Annotated in this window: 12 protein-coding genes; all 12 read left to right on the top strand. The window is 35.8% G+C overall.

What is annotated here, in order from left to right:
• Positions 1-785: 785 nt before the first annotated feature.
• Complete coding sequence (fcl, locus tag A9P82_RS05965) at positions 786-1724, top strand: GDP-L-fucose synthase (RefSeq protein WP_066205359.1); 939 nt, start codon at positions 786-788, stop codon at positions 1722-1724.
• A 796-nt stretch (positions 1725-2520) separates the two neighbouring features.
• Complete coding sequence (gene gmd, locus A9P82_RS05955) at positions 2521-3615, top strand: GDP-mannose 4,6-dehydratase (RefSeq protein ID WP_066205354.1); 1095 nt, start codon at positions 2521-2523, stop codon at positions 3613-3615.
• 550 nt (positions 3616-4165) lie between these two features.
• Entirely contained in the window at positions 4166-4999 is an 834-nt protein-coding gene (locus A9P82_RS05950) for a polysaccharide biosynthesis/export family protein (RefSeq protein ID WP_066205351.1), read from the top strand.
• Between the two features lie 42 nt (positions 5000-5041).
• Positions 5042-7456: a GumC family protein gene (locus A9P82_RS05945; protein WP_066205350.1), complete on the top strand. Its 2415-nt coding sequence runs from the start codon at positions 5042-5044 to the stop codon at positions 7454-7456.
• 227 nt (positions 7457-7683) lie between these two features.
• Positions 7684-9204, top strand: a complete 1521-nt coding sequence (locus A9P82_RS05940) for a lipopolysaccharide biosynthesis protein (protein WP_066205348.1) — start codon at positions 7684-7686, stop codon at positions 9202-9204.
• A gap of 709 nt (positions 9205-9913) precedes the next feature.
• The gene (locus tag A9P82_RS05935) at positions 9914-10948 is read left to right on the top strand and encodes a glycosyltransferase (RefSeq protein WP_066205346.1); all 1035 of its coding nucleotides are present in this window, start codon (positions 9914-9916) and stop codon (positions 10946-10948) included.
• 11 nt (positions 10949-10959) lie between these two features.
• On the top strand, positions 10960-11814 hold the full coding sequence (locus tag A9P82_RS05930) for a glycosyltransferase (RefSeq protein WP_197492253.1): 855 nt from the start codon (positions 10960-10962) through the stop codon (positions 11812-11814).
• Positions 11815-12951 (top strand): EpsG family protein, encoded by a 1137-nt coding sequence (locus tag A9P82_RS05925; RefSeq protein ID WP_082915253.1) that lies wholly within the window; start codon positions 11815-11817, stop codon positions 12949-12951.
• Positions 12952-12984: 33 nt separating this feature from the next.
• Positions 12985-14076 (top strand): glycosyltransferase family 4 protein, encoded by a 1092-nt coding sequence (locus A9P82_RS05920; RefSeq protein ID WP_066205336.1) that lies wholly within the window; start codon positions 12985-12987, stop codon positions 14074-14076.
• 63 nt (positions 14077-14139) lie between these two features.
• Positions 14140-14589 carry a serine O-acetyltransferase gene (locus tag A9P82_RS15390; RefSeq protein ID WP_231891212.1) on the top strand — a complete coding sequence of 150 codons (450 nt, stop codon included), beginning with the start codon at positions 14140-14142 and terminating at the stop codon, positions 14587-14589.
• Positions 14586-15665, top strand: coding sequence for a glycoside hydrolase family 99-like domain-containing protein (locus A9P82_RS05910; RefSeq protein ID WP_066205330.1), 1080 nt, complete (start codon positions 14586-14588; stop codon positions 15663-15665). Before A9P82_RS15390 ends, A9P82_RS05910 begins: the two co-directional genes overlap by 4 nt.
• A 117-nt stretch (positions 15666-15782) precedes the next feature.
• Positions 15783-16874 carry a DUF1972 domain-containing protein gene (locus A9P82_RS05905; protein WP_066205327.1) on the top strand — a complete coding sequence of 364 codons (1092 nt, stop codon included), beginning with the start codon at positions 15783-15785 and terminating at the stop codon, positions 16872-16874.
• Position 16875: the final 1 nt, after the last annotated feature.

The raw sequence follows: 16875 nt of genomic DNA, 5'->3' as shown, positions 1-16875 counted from the left end.
CGCCGCATTTGTCTTAAATTGCCTTTGCAAAATTAGCATATAATCGCTTTATCGGTCTCATTATTATTTCGTAACCACCAGCAACTAACAAGCCAAAAACGCTTTTACACCAAATTTGTTTAAAAAAATCCTAAGGAAAAGATAGAACAGCGGCTAATTATCTCCTCTACAGTTTCTGTTTTGATTCAGCCCGACAAAAATAAGCCAAATAAATAGAATCCGCAAGAAATTTTTTAACACCTGCAAAGAATTCGCTCGTCGGTAAAACACCATCCCCCATGACCTATCAACCATCCCCCATGACCTATCAACCATTACCCATTACCCATGAACCATAACCTATGACCCATGAACTACCCCCTATGACCCATGAACTACCCCCCATGAACTATGACCCATGAACCATGACCCATTACCCATGAACTACCCCCCATGAACTATGACCCATTACCCATTACCCATAACCTATGACCCATGAACTACCCCCTATGACCTATGACCCATTACCCATGACCCATGAACTATGAACCATGCCCCGTTACCTCATTGTCTTTTGTTAAATAAGACCGGAACCGCAGGATTTGCCATAATATTTCAGGAGGTGTATAAGAATAGCTTCTTTTTCTATTATACCTTTGTATGGTAATAAAATATTATCAGGTACTTCTTAAAGTAGAAATTTAATGTACGTTGCCGGTAATCGTTTTCGGTAAGGAGCAAGTGAATGACGGTAGGACTTAAGAAGGAATATAACAATATAGTTTTTAATATTTAATAGCTTTATTTTGGAAAAAGACAGTCGTATATACATCGCCGGGCATAGGGGAATGGTCGGCGGGGCTATTAAAAGAAAGCTGGAAAAAGAAGGCTATAACAACCTTGTCCTACGCACGTCTTCCGAATTGGACCTGCGCGACCAGCAGGCGGTAGCGCACTTTTTTGAACAGGAAAAACCGGAATATGTATTCCTCGCTGCTGCGAAGGTCGGCGGCATCCTGGCGAACAATACCTACCGTGCCGATTTTTTGTACGACAACCTCGCAATGGAAGCCAATATCATTCATGCGGCTTATCTCAACAAGGTAGAGAAGCTGATGTTTCTCGGCAGCAGTTGTATTTACCCTAAGCTGGCGCCGCAGCCCTTAAAGGAAGAATCGCTGTTATCCGGCTTTCTGGAAGCGACCAACGAACCCTATGCTATCGCGAAAATCGCAGGCATTAAGCTCTGCGAAGCCTACCGCGACCAGTATCAATGCAACTTTATCAGCGTGATGCCGACCAACCTGTACGGTATCGGCGACAATTATCATCCGCAGAATTCACACGTGTTGCCGGCGCTTATCCGCCGTTTTCACGAGGCAAAGGAAACCGGCGCGCCGGTGGTAACCATTTGGGGTACGGGTACGCCGCTTCGGGAGTTTTTGTTCGCCGACGACCTGGCGGACGCTTGTCTTTTCCTGATGGAAAATTATAACGAAAAACAATTTCTGAATATTGGTACGGGTTCCGACCTGAGCATTAAAGATCTGGCATACCTTGTAAAAGAGGTGGTCGGTTACGAAGGTTCAATTGATTTTGACACAACTAAGCCGGATGGTACGCCGCGAAAATTAATGGATGTGTCTAAGCTGCACGCCCTGGGCTGGAAACATACGGTGGAATTAAAAGAGGGGATAACCCTGGCATACCGGGATTTTTTAAAAAATGCCTATGCCGAACGTTGATACAATACCTTAACCCCTTTAGGGGATAAGGGCTAAGCCGTGAACGGGGCGTTATTTGAATAGAGCAATAAATGTAGTGTTAACAAGCCTCGCTGGATTTTCTGGAAAACACATACGTCGAACGCTGACGCGGTATATAAGTTCTTGTTAGGGGATAGGGGGACAAGCCCCCGGATGGTGCGTTACTTGAATAGCCGCCGGTGCAACCGGCAGGCAAATCAAATGGAAAAAAGAAAAATGCGATAACTATCGCCTGTTATTGATAAAAGTACTTAGTTTAGCGCAAAATAATAATGGAAGGGAAGAAGAGATGCTTTTGTACCGTACATTATTATGGATGACCGGAAACTAATCATGCGCTATTTGTCATTATGTAAGGCTTCGTCTTGGAATGGCAGGTAAGTAATAGACGCTCAACCGTTGTACCTGTTTATTGTTAAATGTAGTAATGCTCAGTTTATAATATAAAATTTTATAATCGGATACCGGCTGATAACCGTAATCAAAAGTTCTTTGAGCGGCATTATTGAATATGCGTTAATAAAATCAATGCGGTAAGGCATGAAAAATGGACATGTTTCTCGTCATTTCGTGGGGAGAAATCTCATTATAATGCCGGCTTATAAAATGATTTTTAGCAAATTCAATACGGTCTTGATTTTTTGGTTCTTTTTTATCAGGCAAAAAGAACAATAAAGAAATAACAAATAAAATGAACCGAACACGCCTGCATATTAAAGGAATGATAATTGCAGGTTTGTTTTGATAATTTAAAAACATAAACAATATACTACGAATGAAAACAGCTTTAATTACCGGTATCACGGGGCAGGACGGTTCTTACCTGGCAGAATTACTGTTGGAAAAAGGATACGAGGTACATGGCATCAAGCGCAGGGCGTCATCGTTTAATACCCAGCGTATTGACCATTTGTATCAGGACCGGCACGAAAGCCATGTGCACTTTAAACTGCATTACGGCGATTTAACCGACTCTACCAATATTATCCGTATTATTCAGGAAGTGCAGCCCGATGAGATTTACAATCTCGGCGCCATGAGCCACGTGAAGGTATCCTTTGATTCGCCGGAATATGTGGCAAATGTCGATGGTATCGGCACCCTGCGCATTCTCGAAGCGGTGCGTATCCTGGGATTGGAAAAGAAGACGCGTATCTACCAGGCTTCTACCTCGGAGCTGTATGGCGGCTTGGAAGAAAATAAGAATGAGAAAGGCTTTTACGACGAAAATTCGCCGTTCTACCCACGCTCGCCTTATGGTGTGGCAAAGATTTATGGTTTCTGGATTACGAAGAACTATCGCGAAGCATATAATATCTATGCATGCAACGGTATTTTGTTCAACCACGAGTCGCCCCGTAGAGGAGAGACCTTTGTTACCCGCAAAATTACCCGCGCGGTAGCGGCAATAGCGCTGGGTAAGCAGGATAAATTATACCTGGGCAATATGGATGCAAAGCGCGACTGGGGACATGCCAAAGACTATGTGGAAGCGATGTGGCGCATTTTGCAGCAGGACGTGGCGGAAGATTACGTGATAGCCACCGGCGTTACCACTACGGTACGCGATTTCGTGAAGATGGCTTTTGCCGAGTTAGGTATTGAGCTGGCGTTCGAGGGAGAACACGAAAAGGAAACGGCAAAAGTGGTAAAATGTAATAATCCGTCGTACCAGCTGGAAACAGGTAAAGCGGTCGTGTGTATCGACCCGCAATACTACCGCCCTACGGAAGTGGACTTGCTGATTGGCGACCCTGCCAAAGCAAAAACGAAATTGGGCTGGGAACCTAAATATGACTTACAGGCTTTGATAAAAGAAATGGTGCTGTCGGACGTGGAGTTATGTAAAAATCAACAGATGTCGTTGTAAGAAGATTGGACAGTTATAAAAGTTGTTAGAGGTCGGTATAGCAGGCATCAGTAGCGGGAATAGCGATTTGTTGATATCTTTTGCCGGGATTTGCAATAAAAGAATTCGCTCGTCGGTAAAACACCATCCCCATGACCTATGACCCATTACCCATGAACTATGCCCCATGATATTTAAAAAAGAATTGGAAATATTCCCGGAATACCGGAAATTCGCTTCATAAAGTATTTGTGCTGTACATTTCAGAAATTTCTTTGGAAGCTTATGGACAAAAGAAGTGTAGGGCATAGCAAGTATATCACAACTAAAACGAACCGGAAAACTGGCTGTAAATAATGCTTTCGTTAAAGTGCAATCATGGGGTGGTTAAGAAAAGTAAAAGAGGTTAAAGCTATTAACAGTTGTTCTCTTTCATAACTTTTAAAAAGTTGGCTGATTATTTGCTAATATCTGAAATAATTCTGTTATTTGCAAACGGATTAGCGTGTTCTTTTTGTTAAGTTCCGGTATCGTGTCGGTTACTATTATCTCTTGAAAAACATTGAATTAGATGAAAAAAATACATCGTGTTTTCCCTTTTTTAACACTGCTGCTGTTATTTGCCTCATGCTCCGGTTATAAAAACATTGCCTATTTCCAGAATATTACCGATAGTTCGGAAGCCTATACTAAAGGTATCGATGTACCCGTGGCGGCATACAAGCCCTTGGTCATCCAGCCCGATGATATTTTAAGGGTTACCATTTCTACCTTAGACCCGGCTGCAGATGGAGCGCTTAATTTAAGTACAGCTCCTGCGAGTAATTCAGCAGCTATGCTAGCAACAAATGTGAACACATCTGCTAATATGCGACCAGTATCTACACCTGATGGATATTTGGTAAATAAAGATGGCAATATAGAAGTGCCTGTATTGGGAGCAGTTCATGTTGCGGGGTTGACGACTGATGAAATCAAAGATACGATTACTCGAAAAGCGGCGATGTTGTATAAAGACCCTGTTGTAAATGTCCGCCTGGCAAATTTTAAGGTAACGGTGCTGGGAGAGGTTACGAGGCAGGGAACTTATATTGTCGATGGGGAGCGGGCAAACGTATTGGATGCGCTGGGGCTGGCTGGCGATTTGACCATCTATGGTAAGCGAGAAAATATAATGCTACAGCGACGTGAGCCAGATAATCAAGTAAAGGTGGTGCGTCTTGACTTAAATAATACAGCAATGATGGCTTCTCCTTATTTTTATTTAAGGCAGGGCGATGTGATTTATGTAGAGCCTACTAAGGGTAAAGCGGCAGCTACGGATGCGGCAAGAACAAGAAACTATACAATTGGTGCTGCTATCCTTTCATTAATTGTAGTTATTGCAAGTAGGGTTAATTTGTAAAAAAATCAAATTCATTTCAAAACTATATACTCCTGAATCTTTATGCAATCTCACGATATTGAACGGCAAGATGCAGATAATGCGAAGATAGATATTACAAAAATATTACAGCAAGTAAAAGCTAATTGGGTATTTTTCGCAATAAGCATTTTTTTGATGTTAGCATTGGCTTATGTTTATCTAAAGTCTACTAATCCTAAGTACAATGCAACAGCAAGTATTCTTATTAAAGACCCAAAATCTAATCTCGGTGGTAATTCCATGTCTTCTGAATTTTCTACTTTGCAAAGTTTAGGAATACTTTCAGGGCAGAGTAATGTTTATAATGAGCAGCAGATTATCCTTAGTTCTACGCTTCTGCAGGAAACTGTAAATAAACTACAGCTATATCTTTCATTTTCGAAAAGAAAAGGATTGAGAGAGGTTCCTTTATATAAGGACTCTCTGCCCTTTACAATTAATGTAAGTAATTATCATACGGATGACATAGTAGCTTTGCAAGATGACGATTTACTGCATTTTGAATTGACGATTAACAACCAAGGATACATTATTACTAATGACAATGAACAGGTTTGGAAAGGCACATGGGGTATCCCTTTAACTGCTTCTTTTGGTAGTTTGGTTTTAAATAAAGATAATTTGACTAATGCGTGGGACACCTCTCAGATTATTAAACTAAGAATAGCACCAATAAGTTCGGTCGTGAGCGATTTACAGGAGAATTTGAATGCTGAAATGCCTAATGATAATGTAACCACCTTAAATCTTACATTGCCAACTATTGTACCCGATAAGGGTATTGACATATTGAATACATTGATTGATGTATATCGGCAGGCTGGAGTGGACGATAACAATCAGGTGGCGGATAGTACTATTAAGTTTATCAACGACAGGCTAGCATCAGTAAGCACCGAGCTAAGCAATTGGGAATCCAGAATACAAGATTTTAAGCAAAAAAACAATCTAGCAGACATAACGACTCAATCACAAGCATTGATTAATTATGCAGGCACTTCTACACAAAACTTAGCAAACCAGCAGGTGCAACTAAGTGTGGTTAATTCATTGCTTAACTATATGGAATTGAATCAGGATAGCCTTCAGGTAATTCCTGCTGCTTCTTTGCTTCAGAATTCTGCAATTTCATCAAATATTGATCAATATAATGCGCTGCTTTTACAACGCCAACGCTTATTGCTAAGCTCTACCACCAATAATCCCTTGGTTAAAAATCTGGATACTCAGTTGGCGGGCATGCGTAGTGGTATGCTGTCCGAGTTGGTTTCTATGAAGCATTCTATTCAGGTAGCAATCGGACAAATGCAGCGCAACAGCAATGCGATTACTGATACCCTGCGTAAGGTACCGGCAAAAGAACGGGTTTACCTGGAGTATAGTCGTCAGCAGGAGGTGGAACAACAATTATATTTGTTTTTGTTACAGCAAAAAGAACAGACGGCTATTTCTAAATCATCCACAGTGTCTAATGTTAGGGTTATTGATTATGCGTGGGTAGCACCAAAACCTGTTTCTCCAAAAAAGCTCGTTATAGCTGTTGTAGCACTCTTTTTGGGAGTTGTCATTCCTTTTGCATATTTTATTTTATTAGATTTATTGAACACGAAAATCCGGAAAAAAGAAGATATCGAAAAAGGAACGAACGTGCCCATCCTGGCGGAAATCTTGCATAGCGGCGGCGGTATTGCCGACAAAGAAATTATCATTACGGAAACTTCCCGCGACCCGGTAGCGGAGCAGTTCCGTACCCTGCGTACCGATTTGAATTTCTTATTGCCGCAGGCAGACAATAAGGTCATAATTATTACTTCTTCTATGCCGGGCGAGGGTAAGAGTTTTGTATCGTTGAATCTGAGTGCTACGATGGCATTGTCAGGCAAAAAAACGGTGGTGTTGGAATTGGATTTGCGCAAGCCGCGTCTTTCGCAAAAATTAGGTATCCGTCCGGCAAAGGGCTACACGCACTATGCTATCGGGCAGGCGAAGCTGGAGGAAATTATCTATCCTGTTGAGAATTATGGCAACCTGTCGATTATCCCCTGTGGTCCTATTCCGCCGAACCCGGCAGAATTGATTTTATTGGACAAAACAAAGGATATGTTTACGGAATTGAGGAAGAGGTTCGATTACATCGTTATAGATACAACCCCGAATATTGTTACGGATGCGAAATTATTGGCGCAGTATGCCGATATTACCCTCTTCCTGGTAAGGGTAGGATACACGTACAAAGAGCAGGTTGCCCAAATCGGAAGATTGGGGGATGATGACAAATTCCCGCGTCTGAATATTGTGGTAAATGATATTAGTATAAAGAAATCCGGCTATGGTCAGGGTTATGGATATGGCTATGGTTATGGATACGGCTATGGGTATTTCGGCGAGGGGGATAAAAAGAAAAACAAGTGGTGGATATTTTGGAAAAATAATTAATATAAAGTAATTATCTATATTGCAATGTATTAATAATTATTATACTAACTGGTTAATTCTATATCTTAATAGAGAAAGGATGTTGTAATTTTTGAGGGAAAAAAATTGCATGGATTGTATATTTATGTACGACATATATAGCCGTACGTAATTTTCTTCCATTCTAAGATTGCCTTTCTTCCTATATTATTAAATATGTACTTGATTTTAAATAGTTAATTAATATTATGTCAACGTCTAAAACGATAGCAAAAAATACATTATTTTTATATATTAGAATGTTGCTTACTATGGGGGTTGGACTTTATACCTCTAGAGTGGTGCTAAATGTATTGGGAGTTTCCGATTTTGGAATTTATAGTGTCGTGGGTGGTGTCGTTTCTCTTTTTGCTTTTTTTAATGCGGCAATGTCATCTGCAAATCTGCGTTTTTTTGCTATTGATATAGGGAAAAAAGATTGGAATAATTTGCATAAAACATTTAATTCCTCTTTAATTATTCATGTTGGAATTGCATTTGTAGTATTAGTTATTGCAGAGACGATAGGCTTATGGTTTGTGAATTACAAACTGGTTTTGCCGACAGGTAGATTAAAGGAAGCCAATTTTGTCTTTCAATTTTCTATATTGTCAAGCATTATTAGTATTACACAGGATCCGTTTAATGCTTTAATAATAGCACGAGAGAGAATGAATGTGTTTGCTGCAATCAGCATAATTGAAGTTATTTTAGAATTAGTGAGTGTTTTTCTATTACGTATTTCTCCATTTGACAAGCTAGAAAGTTATTCTGTATTATTATTGGTTGTAATGCTAATTATTTCTAGCATATACAAAATTTATTGTCTCAAAAATTTTAAAGAATCTAAGTTTAAATATTTTAGAGATAAAGAGTTATATAAGAAGCTTGTTTCATATTCAGGCTGGACTTTATTTGGAAATATAGCATTTGTTGCAAAAGGACAGGGTATTAATATCCTTTTAAATATTTTTTTTGGTACAGTTGTAAATGCTGCTTATGGGATTATGCTACAAGTACAAAATGCTACCAATACATTTGCATTAAATTTTCAAACAGCAATAAATCCGCAGATATATAAAAGTTATGCGCATGACAATTTTATACAATTGTACAAATTAATATTTCAAGGTTCAAAATTTTCCTTCTTTGTAATCTTTATTTTACTATGTCCAATTGTTTATAATATTCATTTTATTCTTTTATGGTGGTTAAAAACACCTCCTTTATATTCGGACATTTTTATTATATTCGCTTTGGTTAATTTATCAATAGAATGTATTTCTCGTCCATTAATTACTGGAGCTTTAGCTACGGGAAAAATTAAATGGTATCAAATTGTCGTTGGCGGAATCCTTTTGCTAAATATACCGTTGACATATATTTTGTTTAGAGTAATTTCAAGGCCTATCTTGTTTTTATTTGTGACGATATTCTTGTCTCTGATTACATTAATTTTTCGCTTATTTTTTCTAAAAAAATTGATAACATTAAATGTTAAATCTTTTGTTAGAGAAGTTATTTATCCAATTTTGTTAGTAGTTGTTATAAGTGGACTATTCTTGTATGGGTTAGATTTTATATTAGGAAAATCAACTAATTTTATAAGTTTAGTCTTGACGAGTATTTTTATTGTAATAATAACGGGCAGCATAATATTTTTCGTCGGAGTCAAGAAAAATGAGAAATTTATGATATATGGTATTATAAAAAATAAATTAAGAAAATGATATTATCTATGCAAGACATGATAAAGTATAATTTATGTAGGTAGCTGTTTAACTTTCGTTTCGGAGTCTGAAAATGAGATAGTATGAATTGCTTTTTGCTAATGAAGCTAAGAGATAGTGGAGTATTGATAAATGACGGAATAAAAGTTTACCTATTTAACCTAAATCCAGAAGATATTGTGAAAGATGGGATAGTAAACATGTGTTAGAATATGACGAAAAATTGGACGCTTTCCTTAATGCGTAATAACGCAGATATTAAAGTATATTGAGAGACTAGTATCTTTTGGGTAGAATTGCTGCCTATGTTTTTGAATAATTTTTTAAGCGAACGATAACGAACTGGTTCTTTATAATTAAAGAATTCAATGGTACTCTCAAAAATTAAAAAGAAAAATAACTTTTAGTTAGAGTTATTTTGGGTGGTTGAAAAAGCAAGTTCTTTTCAGATTACTAGATGGAATTCTTGAAGTCATCGGATTAGAAGAATAATATATATTGGGCTTTCGAACAGAGTAAAATAGACGAATTATTAAATCAAATTTGATTTGTGACGGAAATAAATGAGTGTATTACAGAATGGAAAGGGAACCGAAGCATCTTTAATAAATGCTCTGAAGTGGGATTTTATATTCATCAAGTACATTTAACATTAAGGAGATTGAAATAAAAATATATTTATTGACATATTCAAACGAGTAATTAAGTTATGAAAATTGTTTTTGAGCCATATTCAAGTAGAACTAATAGGTACGTACATTTAATGATTGGGGCTTTGAGAAAATATGGACATGAAGTTTATTCTTTATCAAATATTTTTAAAAATCCCGCTTTATTTTTTAAAATAAAAGTAGTTCATCTTAATTGGTTTGAAAATTTGAATGGAGTCAAATCCATGGAAGTTCTGTACAGTTTTGCCAAGCAATATCTAAAGATTAATTTATTAATATTATTCGGGAAAGACATAATATGGACGATGCATAATAAAATTCCCCATGACCAGTCTTTTTTGAAATACAAAATGTTATTATTAAGAACTATTATTAAAAATGCAAAGAAGATAATTATTCATAGTTCTGTTTCTTATAAGATGTTGATAAATGACTTTTCTGTCCCAGAATCAAAAATTGTATATTGTCCACATCCTAATTATATTGGAGAATATGGAGAAATTTTAGAAAGTAAAACAGATGAACAATTTCTAAATCTACTTTTTATCGGTAGTGTTAAGCCATATAAAAATATTGAGTTGTTATTGGAAGTAATGAGTTCGCTTTTAGGATATCCAATAAAGCTCAAAATTGTAGGGAAAGCTTTACCTTCTTATGCACAAGAGTTACTTCAGAAGAGTGAGGGCTTAGCCAATGTCGAGCTTCGCTTAGAATTCATACAGGAAGAAAATATGAATATGGTGTTATCAGAGTGCGATTTGTTAGTATTGCCATACGATATGGCGAGCAGTTTAAACTCTGGAACAGCTATTCTCGCATTTTCATATAAAAAAAGTGTAATATGTCCTAATATTGGTACTATTATGGACATAGAAAACAAAGATTGTGTTTTTAGATATGAATATAAGGATAGAGAAGAACATAAAAAAAATTTGAGTTCAGCTATACTGAAAGCTTATGATATTTTCCGACAAGAGCAATTGGATACATATAGCGCTTCGTTATTTAAAGAAATGCTGGAAAAAAATAATATAGACATCGTTGGACACACTTTGAATATGGCATACAATTAAATATGGTCGATATGAAGTTTATTTCAGTAATCATACCTACTTACAAGGATTGGGAAAGGCTTCGCTTATGTTTGGATAGTTTGAAGTCCCAAACATATCCTCAGGAGTTTTTTGAGATAATTGTTGTTAACAATTATCCGGATGATACAGTTCCGTCAGACTTGGTTTTTGAAAAAAATGTAAAGTATTTGGTAGAGACAGCTCCTGGCTCTTACGCTGCAAGAAATTGTGGATTAAGGGTTGCCTTTGGCGAAATTATTGCTTTTACAGATTCTGATTGTATTGCAGATAAGGATTGGCTTACAAATGCTGTTACCCTTTTTCAAAATGATCCGAAAGTATCAAGAATTGCCGGTAGAATCCAACTTTTTTATAAAAATCCAGAGAAGCATAATTTGGTGGAAATTTATGAAAGCGTATATGCTTTTAGACAGGACAAAGCTGCAGATATTGGCATTAGTGTTACTGGTAATATGTTTTGCTATAGGTACTTGTTCGATAAAGATAAAGTTGGGATATTTAATGATGTTTTATTATCCGGAGGAGATTATGAATGGTCTGTAAGAGCACAACAAAAGGGATTTCAGATAATTTATGGCAATGATGTTGTCATAAATCATCCTGCAAGAAATAGTTTTAAAGAAATTGTAAATAAATCAAAAAGATTAGCAGGGAGTGTTGAAATAATAAAAAAGGTAAAGTTTTGGAAATTCATAATTCCTCCTTTACGTTCTTTGAGTTGGTCAAAAGAAAAACAGTTTCACATACGTATAATAGCCTTTCTTGTCAAATATTATTTGAATTTAGTTAGATTTGTTGAATCCTTGAAAATATTAACCGGCATTAAAAATCCTAATCGAGTATAGATGTATTACGATTATACTATATATATAATACTTTATTTAATACTATTAGTCGTTGCATTAGTATTTGATAATGATAGTTTTACTATCCGTAATAAGAAAAACGTACTTATATGGTTGGTTATTATATTTACATTATTTAGGGGACTTAGATGGAATACGGGAACAGATTGGGATGAATATCTCTCGATTTTCCGTTCCGCAAATCTTAACAATCTGTTTTCTTTTACTAGATATACTACTGGAAGTGGGGAAGATAAGCTGGAATTTGGGTATATGTTTCTTAACTACTTTATTAAGCTGTTGGGCGCTGATTATACGGTCTTTCTGTTAATAACCAATTTCATTATTTTATATTTGTATAGATTCATTTGCGTTCGGTATTCGCCCCGTCCAATTTTGGCATTTGCAATCATTTTGTTTTCCACATCGTTTTTTCCAACGCGTATCAATTTGGCAGGAGCTATAGTTATATACAGCTACCGTTACCTCATAGACAAGCAGTTGATTCGTTTCCTATTGGTCGCATTTATCGCATTATCAATGCATTATTCGAGCATTATCATTGTTCCTTTTTATTTTCTTATGAATTATAATTTAAGTGCCCTGACATCTTACATTATATTCTTGTTTACATTTGTTGCCGGCGATTTTCAGCTTCCTATTATTAATTTTATCGCCAATAAGTTTTCTTTCCTCGGACCAACGATTATTACAAGATTGAAGCTTTATACCTCATTTATACCAAAACAGCAAAATGATAAAAGCGCCTTCTTAGGAGCATTACTCTTTTTCATTTTTATTGTGATATTTTTATGGGTTAAAAAAAGATACACAAATAGGAACGATATTTCAGCAGTACAAATTCGTACAATAAATGTATTTTACAATTCATTTATAATTTATTTCGCTATAAATACGGTCTTTAAAGATTCTATGCAGGAATTTGCTAGAACCGCGAATTTCTTCCTTCCGGGATATCCGATACTTTTGTCCTATGTATTTATTGATAAACGTATCACAAAAGAAAGCAAACCGCTTATATATATAGTGTTTGTTTTGTATATGGTATATAAATTTAATTCTAATTTAGGTTTTTATCCGTCGTTACATTTCCCTTATAAATCAGTATTACATTAATAACATTGGAATTAAAACACTAAGTTTACAGTTATGACAGTTATATGCCTACATCAAAGCGCTGAATTATATGGTTCGGACAGAAGTTTCCTACAGGTAATTGAATATTTGGCACAAAGAGTAAATGTCGAGAAAATAAAAGTAGTATTACCCATGAACGGACCGCTTGTTGATAGAATAACTGCTCTGGATGTAGAGGTAAATATAGAAGACTTGTGCATCATAAGAAAAGTGTGGTTGAAGAAACTGAGGATAGATAAGATTATTTACCCTCTTTTCTTTTTGTATAAACGATATAAGGATTTTTTAAAGTATGATATTGTATATTGTAACACGTCTGTAATAATTGATTTTTATTTATTATCTCTTGTTTTGAAAAAGAAAAAAATTATTCATATCAGAGAAATTCCGGGTAAACGCTTATCTTCTTTATTTAGTTTTTTTATTAATAAAGGAAAAGTTGCGGCAATATACAATTCAAGAAGCACAGCCGCTGCATTTCCAAAAGTGCGTGATGGCAGAGTTGTATATAATGCATTTGAAGGATTCAATTTTATGAAGAATTATGATGAGAAGAAAAAAACGCTAAATCTATTAATAATAGGTAGAATAAGTAATTGGAAAGGTCAGGATTTTGTGTTGGATGCGTTAAATGAATTACAGGAAGATTATAATTTTAAACTGCGGATTGTGGGTAGTCCATTTAGTGGTAATGAATATTTGTTGACCGAGCTGAAAGATAAAAGCAGGCAATACAATTTGGATAGTAAGATTGAATTTGTAGGGTTTACAGACAAGCCCGATGAACAATATCGGTGGGCAGATGTATTGATAGTTCCAAGCAAAAAGCCAGAACCGTTTGGCAGAATTGCAATAGAGGCAATGAGTGCCGGCATTCCTGTACTTGCAGCAAATCACGGTGGACTGAAAGAAATAGTAAAGCATGAAGCTACAGGTTTCTTGTTTGAAGCTAACAACATTGATTCTTTTAATTTTTATTTAAGCAAGTATTTAGAAGATGATGGCACATTAATTGAGAGGCATGGAAAGAATGGTTTAAATGAATATGAACAGAATTACTCATTGAATAGTTTATATGAAAAATTGGATGAAGTATTTATTTAAAACTATTTAAGGTATAACGTTATGTATAATGTATTTTGCGATTGGAAAAGAAATAAGGGTAATATGAAAAGCAAGATTATATTACTATTGTTTAGGATTAATCAGATAGCTGGTTTTAATAAGTTGTTATATATTATTATGTTACCATATTTGGTATTCTATCGGATTTTGGTTGAGTGGATATTAGGTGTTGAGATACCGTGGAAAACAAAAATAGGTAAAGGACTGGTAATCCATCATGGACAGGCATTAGTAATAAATGATAAATGTGTGTTAGGAGAGAATATAACATTGAGAAATTCTACAACTATAGGTGTGAAGAAAGTAAATGGTATTAATTCAATATGCCCTATTATAGGAAATAACGTAGATATAGGTGCAAATGTTTGTATTATTGGACCAATTACGATAGGAAATAATGTTATAATAGGAGCCGGTTCGGTTGTTGTTAAGAGTTTTCCTGATAATTGTGTAATTGCGGGAAATCCTGCTAAAATAATAAGAGAATTATGATAAAATATTCAAAGTTAAAATTCATTATTGTTATCGTATTAGTGTTAGCGAGTGGATTTAAAAGTTATTCACAGGCAGACATAAGGCTTGGTGTTTTTTATTTTGATGGCTGGACAGGTAGAACCAATCATATTACCTCAAGTCTGAAAAATAATTTTACAGAAAGGCAACCTATTTGGGGATGGATTACAAGTACGCCGGCGATTATGAAAAAACAAATTGATGTGGCTGCCGATGCAGGTATTGAGTTTTTTAATTTCTGCTGGTATCCCAATAGTAAAGGTAAAAGTTTATTGGCTGACCCTAAGAACCAGGCAATGAAATTGTTTATGAAAGAACCCAATACAAGCAGGTTGAAGTTCAGCATTGTGGTTGTTAATAATGGCACTTATACAATAAATAAGAATGACTGGAATGCGTTGGAAAATTATTGGATAAGCCTAATGAAAGCGCCGAATTATCTGAAAAGTAGCAATGGGCATGCTATATTATCTTTTTTTACGTTGAAATCATTATTGATTACATTTGGAAATGAGGGTGGAGTTAAAGCGGCTTTTACTTCGTTAAGAAAGAAAGCATTAGTAAATGGAATAAGAGGCATTGATATTGCTGTATGCGATGCCGGAGATGCTGCTACCATGCAGTTAGCTGATAGATGTGGTGCTGATTATATTTCTGCGTATAATAACCACTCTTATGGTTTTGAAAAAGCCAAAGCCGCTACTGCAAATATATCTGCAATGAATACGCAAGAGCTTAAGCTTTGGACACTTAAAAAGCCTTTAAGTAGGTTAAAGCAGATTCCTACGATTACCTTAAACTGGGACCCACGACCTGCAACGGGTGCAAAGAGTAAAAAATATTTTTCGGGCTATTCCGGGCAAAGTATATATAACCAGGTAATTTCATGCAGAAAATGGATAGCTGCAAATCCTGGAGCCGTTAGTCCTGATAAACTGGTATTTATTTATGCCTGGAATGAATATGTGGAAGGAGCTTGGCTTACTCCTTCAGCCAAATTAGGGTACAGTTTGATAAATGGATTGAAAAGGGGATTGTCGGATAGCATAAATTAGTATTGCTATTTTATCCATTTCGGATAAATATAATGATTATAGAACATTGGCTTATAATAAGAGAAAATGAAAAGCTGTTGAAGCTCGTTTGTAAAAAACTAACTTTTTATACTTTCTATGAATATTGCAATCATTGGCACAAGGGGTATTCCTAATTATTATGGGGGGTTTGAACAGTTTGCGGAATACCTTTCCCTTGGTTTAATAAAACAGGGGTACAGCGTTACGGTATATAATTCACATACACATCCATATCAACAAAAAGAATGGAAAGGGGTACAGATAATACATTGTAAAGACCCGGAAGACAAATATGGTACAGCCGGTCAGTTTGTTTATGACCTTAATTGTATAAAGGATACACGTAAAAGAAATTATGATATTATTCTTCAGTTAGGCTACACCAGTAGTTCTATTTGGGGCTGGCTGCTACCGCGCAAAAAGAGTATTGTTACTACTAATATGGATGGCTTGGAGTGGAAAAGAACCAAATATTCCAAGAAAGTACAAAAATTCTTACAGTATGCTGAAAAGCTCGGCGTAAAATATAGTGATTATTTAATATCCGATTCTGTTGGCATACAGCAGTACCTTAAAAATAAATATGGAGCAGACTCGGAGTATATTCCTTATGGAGCTACGTTGTTTGTTCAGCCCGATAAGTCGGTATTGGATGAATATAATGTTGGAGTGTATCATTTCAATATGCTTATAGCAAGGCTTGAACCTGAAAATAGCATAGAGACTATTCTTGATGGGGTAGCTATGCAAAAAAATGATATGCCGTTTTTGGTGGTAGGTAAGCATGAAACAAAATATGGTGCTTATTTAAAAGACAAATTTGGGTGGGTTAGAAATATTCGCTTTCTTAATGGAATATATGATATTAATAAATTGAATAATCTGCGCCATTATTCCAATCTTTATTTTCATGGTCATACTGTTGGAGGAACAAATCCTTCACTTCTTGAAGCCATGGCATCGCAGGCATTGATTTGTGCTAATGATAATATTTTTAATAAATCTATTCTCGAAACAGATGCATATTATTTTTCAGATGCAGATGAGGTTGCCCAATTGCTTAATACCATAACGAAAAGTTCAGAGGGAGAGAAGATTTTGAATAATGAAAAGAAAATAGAGAGTACTTATGCATGGGATATCATTACGCAACAGTATATTGAACATTTTAATAAAATTATTGAGTAGG

This window comes from Arachidicoccus sp. BS20, from assembly GCF_001659705.1.
In the GTDB taxonomy this organism is placed as follows: Bacteria; Bacteroidota; Bacteroidia; order Chitinophagales; family Chitinophagaceae; genus Arachidicoccus.
Note: the sequence above shows the minus strand (reverse complement) of the source record. Positions and strands in the feature narration are given on the sequence as shown.